The 17,212-nt window shown below is 32.9% G+C and carries 15 protein-coding genes; 3 read left to right on the top strand and 12 right to left on the bottom strand.

What is annotated here, in order from left to right:
- Positions 1-118: 118 nt before the first annotated feature.
- Positions 119-1,312: a chromate transporter gene (locus tag BED47_RS07880; protein ID WP_069033191.1), complete on the top strand. Its 1,194-nt coding sequence runs from the start codon at positions 119-121 to the stop codon at positions 1,310-1,312.
- Between the two features lie 128 nt (positions 1,313-1,440).
- Here BED47_RS07880 and BED47_RS07875 read toward each other — a convergent pair whose 3' ends face one another.
- From BED47_RS07875 to BED47_RS07835, 9 genes are all read right to left on the bottom strand, one after another.
- On the bottom strand, positions 1,441-2,562 hold the full coding sequence (locus BED47_RS07875) for a glycerate kinase (RefSeq protein ID WP_069033190.1): 1,122 nt from the start codon (positions 2,560-2,562) through the stop codon (positions 1,441-1,443).
- Between the two features lie 9 nt (positions 2,563-2,571).
- Complete coding sequence (locus BED47_RS07870; RefSeq protein ID WP_069033189.1) at positions 2,572-4,794, bottom strand: glycoside hydrolase family 65 protein; 2,223 nt, start codon at positions 4,792-4,794, stop codon at positions 2,572-2,574.
- A complete protein-coding gene (locus BED47_RS07865; protein WP_069033246.1) occupies positions 4,791-5,825 on the bottom strand; it encodes a Gfo/Idh/MocA family protein in 1,035 nt (344 codons plus the stop codon). The genes BED47_RS07870 and BED47_RS07865 overlap by 4 nt, the downstream gene beginning before the upstream one ends.
- Before the next feature lie 16 nt (positions 5,826-5,841).
- Complete coding sequence (locus tag BED47_RS07860; protein WP_069033188.1) at positions 5,842-6,636, bottom strand: sugar phosphate isomerase/epimerase family protein; 795 nt, start codon at positions 6,634-6,636, stop codon at positions 5,842-5,844.
- Positions 6,637-6,689: 53 nt separating this feature from the next.
- Positions 6,690-7,748, bottom strand: a complete 1,059-nt coding sequence (locus BED47_RS07855) for a zinc-dependent alcohol dehydrogenase (protein ID WP_069033187.1) — start codon at positions 7,746-7,748, stop codon at positions 6,690-6,692.
- A 35-nt stretch (positions 7,749-7,783) separates the two neighbouring features.
- Positions 7,784-8,638, bottom strand: coding sequence for a carbohydrate ABC transporter permease (locus BED47_RS07850; protein ID WP_069033186.1), 855 nt, complete (start codon positions 8,636-8,638; stop codon positions 7,784-7,786).
- Complete coding sequence (locus tag BED47_RS07845) at positions 8,622-9,506, bottom strand: carbohydrate ABC transporter permease (protein ID WP_069033185.1); 885 nt, start codon at positions 9,504-9,506, stop codon at positions 8,622-8,624. The genes BED47_RS07850 and BED47_RS07845 overlap by 17 nt, the downstream gene beginning before the upstream one ends.
- A gap of 158 nt (positions 9,507-9,664) precedes the next feature.
- Positions 9,665-10,951 carry an ABC transporter substrate-binding protein gene (locus BED47_RS07840; RefSeq protein ID WP_069033184.1) on the bottom strand — a complete coding sequence of 429 codons (1,287 nt, stop codon included), beginning with the start codon at positions 10,949-10,951 and terminating at the stop codon, positions 9,665-9,667.
- Between the two features lie 11 nt (positions 10,952-10,962).
- Complete coding sequence (locus tag BED47_RS07835) at positions 10,963-12,645, bottom strand: alpha-amylase family glycosyl hydrolase (protein ID WP_069033183.1); 1,683 nt, start codon at positions 12,643-12,645, stop codon at positions 10,963-10,965.
- A gap of 499 nt (positions 12,646-13,144) precedes the next feature.
- Between BED47_RS07835 and BED47_RS07830 the strand changes: the two genes are divergently transcribed.
- Positions 13,145-14,164 carry a LacI family DNA-binding transcriptional regulator gene (locus BED47_RS07830; RefSeq protein ID WP_069033182.1) on the top strand — a complete coding sequence of 340 codons (1,020 nt, stop codon included), beginning with the start codon at positions 13,145-13,147 and terminating at the stop codon, positions 14,162-14,164.
- Positions 14,165-14,186: 22 nt separating this feature from the next.
- On the top strand, positions 14,187-14,858 hold the full coding sequence (gene pgmB, locus BED47_RS07825; RefSeq protein WP_069033181.1) for a beta-phosphoglucomutase: 672 nt from the start codon (positions 14,187-14,189) through the stop codon (positions 14,856-14,858).
- 74 nt (positions 14,859-14,932) lie between these two features.
- Here the strand turns inward: pgmB and bioB are convergent, their stop codons facing one another.
- The 3 genes from bioB to BED47_RS07810 are packed head-to-tail and all read right to left on the bottom strand — an operon-like array spanning position 14,933 to position 17,205.
- Entirely contained in the window at positions 14,933-15,928 is a 996-nt protein-coding gene (gene bioB, locus BED47_RS07820) for a biotin synthase BioB (RefSeq protein ID WP_069033180.1), read from the bottom strand.
- A gap of 16 nt (positions 15,929-15,944) precedes the next feature.
- Entirely contained in the window at positions 15,945-16,631 is a 687-nt protein-coding gene (gene bioD, locus BED47_RS07815) for a dethiobiotin synthase (RefSeq protein WP_069033179.1), read from the bottom strand.
- A 1-nt stretch (position 16,632) separates the two neighbouring features.
- A complete protein-coding gene (locus BED47_RS07810; protein WP_069033178.1) occupies positions 16,633-17,205 on the bottom strand; it encodes a biotin transporter BioY in 573 nt (190 codons plus the stop codon).
- Positions 17,206-17,212: the final 7 nt, after the last annotated feature.

Genomic DNA, 17,212 nt, shown 5'->3' with positions numbered 1-17,212 from the left:
GATATTATCACTTGAATAGCTTTGATTGTTAATCTTTTGTAAATTCACATGAAAAGAGATTGGTTTAGATTTTGATTCAAACTATACTGTTTTTATGTATCAGTTGTTGGAGGAAAATATGAATTCTAATCATAAAAATAATAAGTTATCTCTTTTGTTAGAAATACTTATTGTTTCTACTAAACTGGGTTTAACTTCTTTTGGTGGACCAATCGCTCATTTAGGTTATTTTCGTGCAGAATATGTAAAAAGGAAAAAGTGGATTGACGATCAAAACTATGCTGACCTAGTCGCTTTGTCACAATTTTTACCTGGACCGGCAAGCAGTCAGGTTGGCATTGGTATTGGGGTAATACGTGCAGGTGTCTTAGGAGGCATTGTCTCATTTATTGGATTTACATTACCATCAGTCATTGTACTTGTGTTATTTGCATTATTACTACAAGACTTGGATATAAAAAATTCCGGTTGGATCCATGGACTAAAACTGGTTGCAGTACCTATTGTTGCACAGGCTATTTTAGGTATGGTAAAGAACTTGACGCCTGATTTAAAAAGGAAAGCTCTTGCTTTGTTTGCAATGATCGCCACACTAATATGGCAAACGACATTCACTCAAATTGCTGTCATTTCAATTTCTTCAATTTGCGGATTTTTTCTATATCAAGATAATGAAAATAGTGATAAAACTACATTAGTTACGAATATATCAAAAAAAGTTTCAATCATTTGTTTGGCTATATTTTTTATATTATTAGTTTTATTACCCTTAATTAGTTCATTTACAGCGTCAAAATGGATATCTATATTTGACAGTTTTTACAGAGCAGGATCAATGGTATTTGGGGGTGGCCATGTTGTTCTTCCTTTACTTGAACGTGAGTTTGTTCCTACAGGATGGATAAACAAAGAAACATTTTTGGCTGGATATGGTGTAACGCAGGCAGTACCAGGACCATTATTTACGTTTGCATCCTATTTAGGAACTGCAATGTTGGGCTGGCGAGGAGGTTTAATTGCAACGATTGCCATCTTTTTACCTGCTTTCCTACTTATTATAGGTACTCTCCCATTTTGGTCTAGTATGCGTCGTAGTTCAAAATTAAGGAGAGCTTTATTAGGCGTAAACGCAGCAGTAGTTGGGATCTTAATTTCAGCTTTTTTTAATCCAATATGGATAAGTTCTGTTTTTTCGATTGCTGACTTTCTAATCGTAGCGATGTTATTTAGTATGTTAGTAATTATGAAATTACCACCATGGGTTATTGTACTTGTAGGAGCAATTAGTGGGGAAATCATATCTAGAATCTAAATTTAATTTGGATGAATAGATCTGTTCAAACTCTAGAAGAACCGCTCCTCGCATTTATTAATAGAAGAACAATCGAATAAAAAAAGCAGAAAAACTCAGACAAGGTTTTTCTGCTTTTTTATTTTCAATTATTTTAACAATACAGCAATATTTCTTGCAGTTCTTTCAATGTTTTCAAATGCGTTTTTCATAATATCTTCAATCGGTAAGATTGCAGGAATTGTAGGAAAAATAGCATCGATTCCGTGTTTATACAATTCCTCGATTCCATCGCCAATACTTCCACAAATTGCAATTACTTTCGCATTAGCTGGGGCACAAGCAGCCGCCCCAATAGGTGCTTTACCATAAATTGTTTGTCCATCAATTCTGCCTTCTCCTACAATTACAATGTCAGCATCCTTACAAACTTCTTTAACATTTAATTGATCAAGAACCAGTTCAATCCCTTTTTTTATTGAAGCATTTGCGAATAGCATTAAGCCTGCACCCATGCCTCCACCAGCTCCACTACCAGGGATCTCTGAGACGGACTTATTTAGATAAAGATCAGTAATCTGATAGAAATTTCCCATTGCTTCATCCATTGTAGCTAATTGATCCGCAGAAAGCCCTTTCTGTGGTCCAAATATATATGTTGCTCCATTTCTACCAATCAATGGATTAACAACATCTGCCGCTATAGTGATTTTTACTTGATCTAATCGTGGTGACTTGTTTTTATCAGACATTGAAGCTACTTTTAGCAATGCCTCACCATTGCATTCAATTTCCCTACCGTTTTGATCAAAGAATTGGTAACCTAGCGCTTGAGCCATCCCAATCCCACCATCATTTGTTGAGCTACCTCCAACACCAACAATAAGCTCTGAAGCTCCACGCTCAATAGCATGAAGAATTAATTCGCCAACACCAAAGGAAGTAGTTTGCAAGGGATCACGTTTTTCAAGCGGTACAAGATGCAAACCACAAGCTTCAGCCATTTCTATAAATGCCGTTTTATTATCCTTTGAAAATGCAATTTTAGCTTGAACAGTTTCACTAAGAGGGCCTGTTACATTAATGGTTTCTACATCTCCACCATTTGATGCGATTAAAGCTTGAACAGTGCCCTCCCCTCCGTCGGCTAATGGTAATAAATGATACTCTGCATTTGGGAATACGGAATGAAAGCCTTTATGAATGGCATTAGCTACATTCGTTGCATCCAAGCTTTCTTTAAAGGAATCAGGTAATATTACAATTTTCATTTTTCCTCCTTAAAGTGAAGCGATAATTTGATCTGTTAAGTTAAATAATTCTCCATTAATTTCAATCGCAACTTCTGCATCAGTTTGTTTAGTCACCGTTATAGATTCGTGCGTAATTGAAATCTTAAGATTTGTACCTTGCCAATGGAACGGGAAAAAAAGTTTGTCCCAATTTTTAGGTAAGTTTGGATTAATCTTTAACTTATTTGCATCCACCGTTATGTTTGCAAAACCAAAGATTGTTGCTAACCAATTTGCACCTAGTGATGCTGCATGAATTCCTTCATCTGAAGACTTCGGATTAGGCCCTAGATCAATTAAGCAAGCTTCTTGGAAAAGTCGATAAGCATTTTCTTTTTCTCCACATCTTGCAGCAACAATAGCATGAATCGCTTTACTAAGTGATGAATCATGAATTGTATGCTCCTCATAATAATGCAAATTCTTTTTGACTACATCTTCATCAAATAAATTTGGGAATAGATAAAGTAGCATAACTACATCAGCCTGTTTTAAAATCTGCATCTCATTTACTTCTTGTCGTGAATAATCAAAGAGTATTGCCTGGCTACCTTGTGTCTGTTTATAAATCGATAAATCAATCTCAGGTTTTAATAAAAATGTATCATCCTGTGGAATAATCTTGTCTTCGTTTGGTTGTGGTAAGTAAAGTCGATTTAAAAAGTCATTTCCGCTCTTTATTAGGTCTTCTTCAATTTTATTATATTTTTCCATATAACATAATGCTTGTTGAACATTATAATAAGCCATATAGTTCGTGTAAGCATTGTTGTTTATATGTTCTGTATATTCATCAGGTCCAATTACATCATTAATGGAAAGTACTTCATTTTCATCAGTCGTACGACTAATCCAAAAACGTGCAGTTTCTTTTAATAATTCTAAACCTTCATTTGCCATAAATACATCATCAAGTGTATTTTCATAGTATTGGCATACTGCAAAAGCAATATCAGCAACAATATGATGCTCGGCTATAGCTGAAGCAACCTTTTGACGAGTACCAGTTAATATATTAATAGCTGCATATTCAGGAGTTTCCTCCATTCCAGAGTATGCACTTTCCCAAGGGAAAAGAGCTCCGGCATAACCATTTTTAGTAGCTTTATCTTTTGCTTCTTTTATATGAAGATATCGATAGGTTAATAATTTTCTTGCTACTTCTGGTTCAGTAAATAAATGAAAAGGTGCAATAAAAATTTCTGTATCCCAAAATACATGTCCTTTATAGCCTTCACCAGTTAAACCCTTTGCTCCAACACTGAAACGATCATCATGTGATGGTGTCATTATTTCAATATGGTAAAGTGAAAAGTCGATTGCGATTTGATCAATCTCTTCCTTTGAAGAAATGCAAACACGCTTTTGTTCCCAAAAATGATTCCACTTAATAGCTGAACTTTCTAGTAGACGATCGTAACCAGTTGATTTATTATCTTGAACAGCCTGAATACTAGCTTGTGCAGGCTCCTCTTCTACCTTATCAATTGAAGTATAGATTGCGCTGATTTTTTCTAATTCGAACGGCTGATCAACAGTTAAATCTTGTTTAATGATTGCCATAAGTTGACGGTTCTTGGCCACAAAAGAAACATCACTTGTACTAGGTACATTACATGATGTTGCTAAAGCGATTGTATGATTACTTTCAGTCGTTCTATAGACAGCATGCATGACTTTTTTATCGATGACACGAATGTTTTCCTCTAATAGATGCTGCTTTCCAAAATTAGATGTTTGTGCATCAATACCAGTTGTTATTTTAACTGATGCATCGCAATCCAAACTAATCACAGTAATTTTTGATGCAAGTAAATGTAAATTATCTTTTGAAGCAAATCGTTGAAATTTTAGACAAAAACGGTTACCATCTTTGTTTTTCCATACGACTTCTCTTGTTAGTTCACCTTTTTGCATATTTAAAATACGCTCATATGAAAGGATTTCACCTGTAAGGACAGAAAAAATCTCACCATTTATTTCAATTTTCATACCAATTAGATCTGGTAAATTTACGATTTCTGTAACATCATTTGATGTGAATTTATTATAAACTCCTGCTACGTACATTCCCCGAGTTTGTTCTGAATAGTATTCTTCATGACTTGCTCGTAAACCTAAATAGCCATTTCCTAAAGCCATAATCGTTGCGTATTTATTGATAGATTGTAAATCAAATTTATTTTCGTTAATGACATTTACTTCATTCATAAAGATATACTCTCACCTTTTTCAGCTGATTGATAGATCGCTTCAACAAGTTGTTGGATAGCATAACCTTGTTTTCCATCTGCTAACATGACATTCTTCCCTAGGCAACGATCAACAAAAGCAGCTATGCTTTTCGAATGACGGTCAGGATCAGCCTCTTCTCTCTTTAAAAGAGTTACAAGCTCTCCTTTTTCATCTGTATAGATTTCCGCTGGAAACATCGAAGCACCAGCTTGATCTCCACAAAGTTCTACATTCATTTCTGATTTTTCTTTTATATTCAATGCAAAGGATGTTTCTAATTGGATTAAGCATCCATTCTCTAATTCAATATAAGAAAATAAAGAATCTTCTACTTCAAATTTTGAAGGATCCCATTTACCAAATGCACCTTCATCTTTCTTATGACCAATTTTCTTAAACATTTTTGCTGTTACTTTTTTAACTTTTGGATAGTCCAAAACGTAAAGTGCAGTATCAAGCATATGGATTCCTAAGTCGATTAGTGGTCCTCCACCTTGGATTACTTTATTAGTGAAGTTACCCCAACCAGGAATGCCATTTCGTCTTAAAGCCTTTACTTTAACAAAATAAATATCACCTAATAATCCTTGCTCTATATTTTCTTTTACAATCGATACATCGTCAGCAAAACGATGATGAAAATCATAGGCAAGTATACGTCCCTTGGCTAAAGCTGTTTCATACATCTTTCTAGCATCTTCAGCTAAGATAGCAGGTGGTTTTTCACAAAAAACATCACAATTATTTTCTAATGCCTGCATAACACTCTCAAAATGATATTTATTTGGAGTACAGACACTAACAATTTCAGGACTTTCTTTTGCATACATTTCAGTAGCATCAGTGTAATAGTTAGGAATATTATTACGCTCTGCAAAGCTCCTTAGCGATTCCTCATTTACACCAACTACTGCAACAACTTCTAAATCTTCTCTAGTTTTATAGTAAGCAACGTGAACTTTTTCAGCTATTTGTCCCCCGCCAATAATAGCTACTCTCTTCTTAATCACAATGCTACTCCTCTCAATTTAAAGCTTCTTTTATATGATGAAATGCCTTAATATATTCATCTTCTAAGTTTGTTCCACGAACACGACATTCAAATGTTAAATAACCATCATAGCCATCATTTTTTAATTGCTCAAAGTGCTTTTTAAAATCTAATGATCCACTACCTGGTTGGAAACGGTGATTATCTGCAATGTGGATATGTTCAACTAAATCACGATTATTGTGAAGTGCTTCTGATATACCATCTTCTTCAATATTCATGTGATAGAAGTCAGCAATTATTTTCACATTTTTAAACTGATTATCTTCAATATATTTACGTGCATCATTTAAAGTATTAATCATATGATCTTGATATCTGTTTAATGGTTCCAAGTAAATTGTAGTTCCTGTTTCACCTGCTACTCTATCTAAAAATTTTAGTGATTCAGTAACAGCTTTTCGGTCTCCCTCTATACTTCTTGGTGATGTCATAGGTGGTAATCGGAATGTAAACATCCCCCATGCTGCTGGAACGACAATCCCTTTTCCTCCAACCTCTTTTAATGCACTTAAGATTTCTTCAATATCAGCCAACCCTTTTAATCGACGCTCTTCAATAAAGTCACCAATCCATCCATAATAACCACCGCAAGCTGTAGTTACAGGTAAACCAGTCTCTGCGATTGCTTCTTTAACCTCATCTAAATGATCAACTAAAAATTTACCATCGATTTCAAAACCTTCAAAACCAATTTCTTTTAAATAGTTAAATTTATCCTTAATGTTTTCTGGGAAAAATGCTTGATTTTGAGTTCCAATTTTCATCTTTATTCACTCCTAAATAGAGGGGAGTGCTAAACACTCCCAATATTCTTCTTTTACTTATTAAATTGAACACCCATCTTAATACTTAGTTCAGGTTTTTGATCAACAAATTCCATATATGATTCAGCTACTTCATTAAATGAAACAACTGGTTCAATTAAATCTTCACAATTTAAATACCCGTTCATTAATAATTCCCAACAAGTATTTTCGATACGTTTACGTGACCAACGAGGATAATCTGGGTTCGGTTCACTACTGCCTCGTGAAAATACAATCTTTGCATTGTTAAAGTGAGCTTCACGTCCAAGGTTAAATCCTTCTGGGAAAGGTTTAGCAAATGCAATATAAGAAATTGTTCCACCGTATGCAATTCCTCTTAACGCTGCTTGAAGTGCACTTGAAACACCACTAGTTTCAATAATTGAATCTGCACCTAATTTATTTGTTATTTTTTTAATTTCGTATCCTAAATCACAAGCTGTTGGATCGAAGCAATAGTCAGCTCCATTTTTTAAAGCGATATCACATCTGTGGCTAATTGGATCTATACCAATTACAATACTAGCGCCAGCTTTCTTTGCTAATTGAATTGCAATTTGTCCAATCGCACCTAAACCGACAACTACTACATAATCACCCGCTCTAACATTTGCGTCTCTGACACCGCTCATCGCAAATTGTGCTGGGTCATAATAAACGGCATTCTTCCATGAAGAACCTTCTGGCATTTTACGTAATTTATAGTTATCTACAGCATTAACGATTACAGTTTCCATTATTGGACCATAAGTACAAACTTGATCACCAAATTTATACTCAGTCACCTCATCGCCAATTTCACAAATGCTACCTACAACCATATTTCCTAATTGAAATTCACCAAATACGATTCCACGAGCAGAACCTTCTTCACGTGGCATAAACATTTTCCACTCTTCATTGAACTCCTCATCAATAAATGGGCTAAGTCCTCTAAAATCAACTACTTCCGTACCATGCTTCGGTGATGCGAATTCTACTTTAATTTTTACTTCATTTGGTTGTACTGGACGATCTTCGTACTCGACTAATGCTGCAACTCTCGGTTCAACTGCTACTAATTTTTTCATTTTATTTCTTCCTTTCAGTAAAAAATTGTTTCGAATTAACCTTTTACTCCACCTTCAGTTAAGTTCCCTTTAATAAAGTGCTCGGATAATGCATACATAATAACGACTGGCAATGCAGTAACTAAAGATGCTGCCATCATACGACCCCACACATAATCTGGTGTACTAAATAAAGTATTTAAACCGATTGGTAACGTAAAGTTTTCTGAACTTGATAAGAAAATCGATGCAAATAAGTAATCATTCCATGCAATCATAAATGCATATACGAAAACAGAAACGATTCCTGATATTGATAAAGGAATAATAATATAGAAGATTATTTTTAATCGACTAAGACCATCAATCATTGCCGCTTCTTCTAAATCTTCAGGAATTGTATCGAAATAACTCCTTAACATAAAAATCGCAGTTGGAAGAGTTTGCACAATCATCGTAATGATTAATGCCATTTTTGTATCATATAAGCCAAAGCCAGAAATTATTTTGAATAAAGGAACTACAAGTAAAATCCCTGAAAACATATATACTGTGTAAAAACTAGCATTAATTGTGACTCTTCCTTTAAATTTCAGTTTCGATAATGCGTACGCTCCTAATATTCCAAGTGCAACTGATAATGAAGCTGCTATTATTGAAACAATTAAACTATTTTTGAAGTAGTTTAAATATGGGAAAATTGTTGGATTAAAAATGTCAATATAATGCTGGAAAGTCCATTCATGTGGCAATATTGTCGGATTTGTTGCAATTGCTTCTTTTGAACTTTTTAATGACGTCATTAGCATAATAAAGAATGGAAATAACATGATTCCTAGTACTAGAATCAGCACAACGTAGAAACCAGTTTTCTTAATCATTTTGTTTCTTTTGCTACTTACTGCTGCCATTTAAGTTCACCCTCTTTCTTGATACGATAATAACAATGAATAATATGATGAATAAGATTACTGAAATTGACGATGCTTTTCCTAAATTATTGAAAGCAAACGCTGTTTCGTATAAATAAATACCTAAAATATTTACTTTGTTTGTTAATAAATAAACATCTGTAAACATGTAAAACATCCAGATAAATCGTAATGTTACAACAGTTAGTAATACCGGCATAATCGCAGGTAAAGTTACAACTTTAAACTTTTGCCAAAGCGAAGCACCATCAATATCAGCAGCTTCGTATAACGATTTATCAATCGTTTGCAAGATTGCTAAAAACGAAATAAAGGCATAAGGGAAATACTTCCAAATTGCAAAAACTACTACAACTATAAAACTACTAACTGGATTATCAAACCATAATGGTGCAGTTTTAAATAGATGGAAAACGTCCGTACCTAAATAATTAATAATCCCATATGAGTTATTAAACATATATTTCCAAGCAAAAACTAATGATATAGATGGCGTTACATAAGATAAGATAATTAAAGATCGAGCAGTTTTACGAAACTTAAATGGTCGATTAAAGAATAACGCAACTCCTAGACCAACTACAGTACTACCAACTACAGTTAATATTGTATATAGAATGGTAATACCTAAAGATTTATAAAACTCTATATCTTTAATAACATCTGTGTAATGAGATAAACCAACAAACTTAGCTGGTAATCTAGGGTTAATTGGCTGATCAAAAAAACTTATTTTAATATTAGATAACATCGGATAAGCAACTAGTAATAATAGAAGGAAAATACTTGGTAAAAGTAGTACCATGGCTAGCTTTATATCAGATTTTTTTCGGACAATCGGTTTCATACTACCTCCTAAAAAACAATCTATTCTTTCATTTGATAGATTGGTGATAAAGAAAAGTTGTTTAAAAAGCAACTTAGCTTGCTTTTCAAGCGTTCGTTCTTCTTAAACAACTTTCAGTAATTAGAAATCTAATAATTAATACAAGGTAAATTAAGAGTTTATTTAATTACACCTTTTAATTTTTCTCCTGCTTCTTTAATAGCAGAATCTACGCTTTTTCCACCAACAGTCACTTCATTAATTAACTTAGCAACTGCTCCTGAACTTGTCACATCACCCATTTTTAAGAAGTTCTTGTTATCTACAAGACCAAAAACTTGAATGTTATCAAACGCGCTTGCGATTTCAGTTGAAAGTTCACCAAATGAATTTACAACTTTATTTTCTTTATATTCTTTGCTTTTTGTTACATCTTTATTTACTGGTTGAGATCCACCTGGAGACATTAATACTAACTTAGTATTATTTTCAGGTTTCGCCATAAACTCTACTAATTTTTCTGCTGCAGCTTTTTGGTCATCATCTAAACCAGAAGAAATCGTATACGCAGATACTGTTCCATAAACTGCTTTTGTTTTTTCAGTTGGAATGACAAATCCAATATTGTTTGTTTTACCTTCTTCATATACAGAAGGTAGGATATAAGTTGAGTAAACCGCCATTGGAGCAGAGCCATTCATAAAAGCATCTTTTACTTCAGTAACATCATTAGAACCTGGCATTGTGTATTTTGATAATTCTTTGTAGTAACTTACAGCTTCTTTCATTTCAGGTGTATCTAATGTTAAATTCCCTTTGCTATCGAACATATTTGCATTATTTGATAAAGCAAATTGTGAGAAGGCTTGTTCAGAAAAACCACCTTCAACAGTTGGAATTGCGATTCCGTATTTTTTGCTTCCGCTATTCGTAAACGCCTTTGCAATCTTTAAAACATCATCCCAGTTTTTAGGTTCTGCGAATCCTTTGTCCGCAAGCATTTGCTTGTTATACCAAATTCCTTGTACCCAACCACTAATTGGAACACCTGTATAATTTTTGCCATCCTCAGTTTTTAAAAGCTTTAAAGCACCTTCATAATACTTATCTTCCCCAACTTTAGAGATGACAGATTTCACTGCATCTTTATCAATTAATTCATCTTTGTCCATAACTTTTGCATAGTCTTGTCCAACTTCAATTACTGCTGGAAGTTTACCAGAGCTTGCTAATGTAACAACTTTTGTATTATAAGCATCTTCCTCAACTGGAACTTGCTTTACTTTAATATTTGGATTTGCTTTTTCAAATTTTGAAATTAAGTCTGTAATAACTGCTAATCTTTCTTGTTCAACAGAAGAATGCATAAATTCGATCGTTACTTTACCATTCTCTTTTTTACCACCACAAGCTGTTAATCCAACAGCTAACATTAAAACCAAGAACATACTTAAAAATTTCTTCATTGTTCTTCCTCCTAATTTACTGGTTTTAACCAAAGGAATTCATATGGATCTAAAGAAATGTATTCATTAAATTCTTCAACTTCTCCAGTTAAAATATTCATATACTTTCCTTTTACATCACAATTAACTTCTTCATTTGATAGATTGTGAAGAATGATAATGCTCTCATCTTCATTCATTCGTTTAATAGCAAATACTTTCTTATTAACTTCAAGTACGTCCATTTTTACATCTGGATTAAATAATTTTTCACCCTTACGCACTTGAATTATTTTTGTTAGTTCAGTAAAAACTTTATTTCTTAATGATCCTTCTTCTTTTAATTCTTTTTCAATTTCAACAAGTGAATATTTTTGGCGATTAATCGAACGATTCATTCCTGTTCTTTCTACACCTGCATAATCATTTCTTGAACCAAGCATACTTTGAATATAAATTGCTGGTACTCCTTGGAACGTTAATAAAATCGAATGTGCCAATAGGAATTTCTTTACTCTTATTTCATCACTTGAAGATTGTTTATTTAAAGCATCTAAATAAGTTACATTAATTTCGTATGGACTTTCAGTACCATCTGAATTTTTCTTATAATTTACTAATGCACCTTCTACTTTTAAATCTTCTACTAATGAAAGAATTTCTTCTTCAGAGATAATTCCACGAATAGGATTTAAACCAATTCCATCATGAGAGGCCAAGAAATTAAAGAAAGTTGTATCTTCTTTAGAGCCTTCAAGATTTTTTGCCCAGTTTGTTAATACACTTCCATTTCCATTATGAAGTGAATATAAAACTAATGGAGGTAGTGGAAATTGATAAACCATATGTGCTTCATCATGACCGTTACCAAAATAAGAAATATTATCTAAATGAGGCACATTTGTTTCAGTAATCATTACTGTACCTTTTGCAGCTTCATCTAATAAATCTCGGAATAATTTTACGATTTCATGTGTTTTTTCTAGATGGATACAAGAAGTTCCAACTTCTTTCCACATATATCCTACAGCATCAAGTCTTACATATTCTGCTCCTTGTTCCAGGTAAAACAGTAAAACATCAACCATATCTAATAAAACTTGTGGATTACTAAAATTTAAATCAATTTGATCGTCACTAAACGTTGTCCAAATGTATTTTTCCTCACCATTCGCTAATTTAAACTTTGATAGCAATGGAAGTGCTCTAGGTCTAGTTACTGAACTTAAATCAATTGATGGATCCATTTCGACGAAGTAATCTTTATATTTTGAATCACCATTCAAATAGCCTTGGAACCATTCACTCTTACTAGAAATGTGATTACATACATAATCAAACATGATTCTCGCTGATTTAGATAAACTCTCAATATGTGACCAATCTCCTAAATCTGGATTTACTTTTTTATAGTCAACTACTGAAAAACCATCATCAGATGTATAAGGATAAAAAGGTAAAATATGAACAAGTTCAAATTTATTTGCTAAATGTTCATCAAACATTTTTTTAAATGATTCTAATGTTGGTTTTCCCTCTTCTTGAAACTGGTCCCCATAAGTAATTAAAACAACATCTGACTCATCCCAATTTTGTTTTCTTTTTTTAGTAATTTTCAATTTAGCTTCTTCTATTCGTTTCTCTATTAAGCTATTAATCTGATCTATATCTTCATTTTCATAAATAAAAGCTAATCTTTCTTTTATTTTACTCATATGATTCCTCCTTGTGGTATCGCTCCCACAGAGATGTAAAAAAAATGGTACACGTCTTGGTACCGCTCCCAAATTCAATATATTATAGAAAGCGCTTACTGTCAATTTAAAATATTTATAAAAATTCTTTTTTTTTTTTGCAATCTTTTTACTTTAATAGAATAATTTATAGCGTTTTATTTTTAAGACTAAATATTTAGTATTGCTACTTTTTACTATTCTCCCTATAATTGCCCTTGTAATAAATACACCATGAAATAAGTTTAATTTTACGATTCGCTGTTCACAGTCTTGACAAATTTTAAAATAAATCGTTACTATCAATGTATATTATGTACAATATTTTTTTGGAAGCCGCTCCTAGCTATAAGTAACAAAAAAGTATTTCGATATAACTTTTTGATTGTTACGGAATCATAATTTTTTTAAAAAATAAATAATAACGAAAAAATGTAAACGTTTTTACTAAAATTACTTTAAACAAGAATGGAGTATACAAATGGGCCCTACAATTTATGATATTGCTCGTGTAGCTAACGTTTCAAAGTCCACTGTATCTCGAGTGTTAAATAATAAAGATAATATTTCAGAAGAAAGTCGTAATCGAGTAATGAAGGCAATTGAAGAATTAAATTATCAGCCAAATAAATTAGCTCGAGCACTTACATCATCAGGCTTTGATGCAATCTTGGTGATGTCTCGTTCTACGAAAACAACTGCCGGAAATACGTTTTTCTCTGAAATTATTCACTCTATTTCAACGAGATCAGAAGTAGAAAATTTCGATGTCATTATCCAAACATCTAAAAATAGCAAAGATGAGTTAAATAAATGTATCGAGAAAATTCGAGGGAAAATGATTAAGGGAATTCTAATGCTGAGTTCACCTGCAAATGAAGACTTTTTTAAAGAATTAGATAAATATGAAATTCCAGTAGTTGTTATTGGAAGAGTTGAAGGAAATTATCAACATATTTATTCAGTGGATACTGATAATTTTAACGATAGTTATCAATTAGTCCAACACTTAATCGATCAAGGACATACTGACATTGCATGTCTTCATTCTTCTCTCGATTACCATGTATCGATTGACAGATTGGAAGGATATAAAAAATGTCTAGTTGATAACGGAATTCCACTTCGCCCTGATCGAATTATTGATAGTGGTTATACAATGGAAAGAGCATATGAAGTTTCAGAATCACTTTTGAAATCAAAAGATTTGCCTACTGCAATTTTTGCAATAGATGATCTTAAGGTTATTGGACTTTATAATACAACTGCAAAGTTAGGAATATCTATTCCAAAAGATATATCAATTATTGGATATAATAATGGCATTTTTTCACCTTTATTCTCACCACCTTTAACTGGGATTGAAATTCCGATTATGAAGCTTGGTGAAATAGCTACGGACTTACTGTTTAAGCGAATAAAAAATGAACCTGAAAAATCAGAGCATATTATTGTTCCAACCAAACTAGTCGAACGAAAATCAGTTGCTAAAATAAATTGATTGAAGTAATGGGGGTACCATTTTGAATAAACAAATTGAAGCGATTATTTTTGACTTAGATGGCGTAATTACTGATACGGCTGAATTTCATTATTTAGCATGGAAAAAACTAGGTGAAGATTTAGGAATTCCTTTTGACCGAGAGTTTAATGAAACGCTAAAAGGAGTAAGCCGAACAGATTCATTAGAAAGAATCCTAGAATTAGGAGACAGACAAAATGATTTCTCCGAAGCTGAAAAAGATGAGCTAGCAACAAAAAAGAATGCTCATTATGTTGAACTAATCCGTAATATTTCTGAAAAGGATCTATTACCAGGAATTGAATCTTTCTTAATTCAAATCAAGAGAGCAGACATTAAAATTGCGATGGCTTCGGCTTCAAAGAATGCATTAATGGTTGCTAATGCTTTAGGAATTACCTCATATTTTGATCATATCGTTGACGCTGCAACGGTCGTTAATTCAAAACCAGATCCAGAGGTATTTCTAAAAGCAGCTAATGCAGTTTCGGCTAACCCTGAAAACTGTATAGGTGTGGAGGATGCGGCTGCAGGAGTTGATGCAATTAATGCTGCAAATATGTTCTCTGTTGCAATTGGAGATTCTACTATTTTAAGCCATGCAAATGTTGTTTTATCATCAACAGAAGAATTAGAGCTTAATAGAATTATTGATAAGTATTTCGCATCATAAATTATATAAGAATAACTTTTCGTCTATCTAACAAAAAAACGAAAATCTCATTTTTAAGATTTTCGTTTTTTTTATTATGAAAATATCTCTTCTTGTTTTCCAACCAACTCAATCTCAAATCCTAAATCTTCTAGCATTGCATGGTCACTATTTGTCTCTTGACCTTCCGTAGTCAAATAATCACCTATAAAAATACTATTTGCAGCATACAGTCCTAGTGGTTGTAAACTACGCAGATTTACTTCGCGTCCTCCAGAAATTCGAATTTCTTTCGTTGGATTTATAAAGCGGAATAGCGCTAATACTTTTAAACAGTAACGTGGATTTAATTCGTTTACTCCTTCTAGTTTCGTTCCATTAATAGCATGTAAAAAGTTTATCGGAATGGAATCTGCATCCAATTTATGTAATGACCTCGCAATCGAAATAACATCATGTTTTGTTTCCTTCATCCCAATAATGGCTCCCGAACACGGAGATATACCTGACTGTTTAACTTTCTCAACCGTATCGATTCGATCCTGATATGTGTGGGTTGTCGTAATATAACTATGGTGCTCAGCTGATGTATTTAAATTATGATTATATCGATCAACACCTGCTTCTTTAAGCTCATTTGCTTGGTTATCTTTAATAAGCCCCAAGCAAGCACATACTTTTAAACCATATAATTCTTTAATTTCCTTAACTGCATCAGTTACTACATTTACATCTCGATTCGTTGGTCCGCGCCCACTTGCAACAATGCAATATGTACCTGCTTTTAATTCAAAGGCACGCTTTGCCCCATCAAGAATTTCTTCTTTAGATAGAAAAGGATATTTCTCAATCGGTGCACTAGAAATTGAAGACTGAGAACAATATCCACAATCCTCAGGACAATAACCACTTTTAGCGTTAATAATCATATTAAGTTTAACTTTTTTTCCATAATAATATTTCCTTATGATAAATGCACCGTTTAAAAGTGAAAGTAAATCGTCATCTTCACATGACAATATGCTTAAAGCTTCCTCATCTGAAATTTTTTTACCTAAAATAACCTCTTGCGCTAATTTAGTCCAATTCATATGATCACTCACCATTTCATTGATTTTTCGTTAATAATTGCTGGAATTCTATAATAGATGTTTCTGTAAATGAATCCATCTGCTCCGGTATAACTCCAAGAATGTTATGACCTGTTAATTTTTCTAGCATAACTAAATTATCTTTTTCCATTTCACCCATAACGGATGGTACTTTATTAATTAATAATCCCATTAGATTAATTTGGTGTGATTTTAAATATTCAGTTGTTAATACAGTATGATTAATTGTTCCTAGCTTTAATGATGTAACAAGGAGTACTGGTAAGTTTAATCGTTTTATTAAATCTATCGTTCCAAAATTATCTTTTAACGGAACCGCAACTCCACCCGCTCCTTCAACAAAAACAACATCATGCTTATTTTCTAGTTGCTTATATTTTTCTAAAATAACATGTTCATCAATATAAACATCTTCTAGTTTACTAGCTAAATGTGGTGAGACCGGTGTTTTCAATGTATATGTACCGTAGTATTCATGCTCTTCTGTTAGTTCTAAATTCTCTTTATAATAGGCTGTATCTTCCCCTATTAGTCTATTGTTAATATTAACAACTCCACTTTGTATTGGTTTATAAGGTATTGCATCGATTCCTTTGTTCTGCAAGCAATTCACCATTTGGGCAGTAACATAGGTTTTTCCAATATTCGTATCGATACCAGTTACAAAATATCCTTTTCCCATCTTAAGCAGCCACCTTTTTTTCATTTTCTCTAGCTTTTACAAAATGGGAATGTAGGCGCACCGCCAATATTCCCCCAAAAACAGCTAGTAACAAATCTTGCCCAATACTATATACGAGTCCCATCATTAGCACCTTTTCTATGGATACGGGACTATCTAACCAAGTATTTAAAGAAATATATACATATGTTATGCCTAAAATATAAACAATCACTAACCCTATTACATTAGCAAAAATAAAATGCTTAAGTTTTGGTTTCTTTGTTTTTTCAACGATTGATCCAATTACAAATGCAGCAATAATGAAACCGATTAAATAGCCAAATGTTGGCTTTAAAACATATTCAGGTCCACCACCAGAAGCAAATACTGGTATTCCGATTAATCCAATTCCAACATAAAGTAGTTGACTCATCATCCCTTTTTTACTTCCTAATAGATTGCCGGCTAAAAATACAAAAAGTATTTGAAGCGTAAAAGGAATCACTGGTAAAGGAATCTTTATAAAGGCTCCAATCGATGTTAGTGAGGCAAATAATGAAATTACTGTTAATGATAAAGTTCTATTTTGCATTGTATCC

It is taken from the genome of Gottfriedia luciferensis (assembly GCF_001712755.1).
GTDB lineage: Bacteria > Bacillota > Bacilli > Bacillales > Bacillaceae_G > Gottfriedia > Gottfriedia luciferensis_B.
This window is presented reverse-complemented; position numbering and strand designations above follow the sequence as displayed.

What these genes read in the sequence shown, in the direction of transcription:
- BED47_RS07835 (WP_069033183.1), bottom strand. Translation starts at nt 12,645, where the DNA reads ATGAGTAAAATAAAAGAAAGATTAGCTTTTATTTATGAAAATGAAGAT.
- BED47_RS07870 (WP_069033189.1), bottom strand. Translation starts at nt 4,794, where the DNA reads ATGAATGAAGTAAATGTCATTAACGAAAATAAATTTGATTTACAATCT.
- bioD (WP_069033179.1), bottom strand. Translation starts at nt 16,631, where the DNA reads ATGGGAAAAGGATATTTTGTAACTGGTATCGATACGAATATTGGAAAA.
- BED47_RS07855 (WP_069033187.1), bottom strand. Translation starts at nt 7,748, where the DNA reads ATGAAAAAATTAGTAGCAGTTGAACCGAGAGTTGCAGCATTAGTCGAG.
- BED47_RS07860 (WP_069033188.1), bottom strand. Translation starts at nt 6,636, where the DNA reads ATGAAAATTGGAACTCAAAATCAAGCATTTTTCCCAGAAAACATTAAG.
- BED47_RS07850 (WP_069033186.1), bottom strand. Translation starts at nt 8,638, where the DNA reads ATGGCAGCAGTAAGTAGCAAAAGAAACAAAATGATTAAGAAAACTGGT.
- BED47_RS07845 (WP_069033185.1), bottom strand. Translation starts at nt 9,506, where the DNA reads ATGAAACCGATTGTCCGAAAAAAATCTGATATAAAGCTAGCCATGGTA.
- BED47_RS07830 (WP_069033182.1), top strand. Translation starts at nt 13,145, where the DNA reads ATGGGCCCTACAATTTATGATATTGCTCGTGTAGCTAACGTTTCAAAG.
- BED47_RS07875 (WP_069033190.1), bottom strand. Translation starts at nt 2,562, where the DNA reads ATGAAAATTGTAATATTACCTGATTCCTTTAAAGAAAGCTTGGATGCA.
- BED47_RS07810 (WP_069033178.1), bottom strand. Translation starts at nt 17,205, where the DNA reads ATGCAAAATAGAACTTTATCATTAACAGTAATTTCATTATTTGCCTCA.
- BED47_RS07840 (WP_069033184.1), bottom strand. Translation starts at nt 10,951, where the DNA reads ATGAAGAAATTTTTAAGTATGTTCTTGGTTTTAATGTTAGCTGTTGGA.
- BED47_RS07880 (WP_069033191.1), top strand. Translation starts at nt 119, where the DNA reads ATGAATTCTAATCATAAAAATAATAAGTTATCTCTTTTGTTAGAAATA.
- bioB (WP_069033180.1), bottom strand. Translation starts at nt 15,928, where the DNA reads ATGAATTGGACTAAATTAGCGCAAGAGGTTATTTTAGGTAAAAAAATT.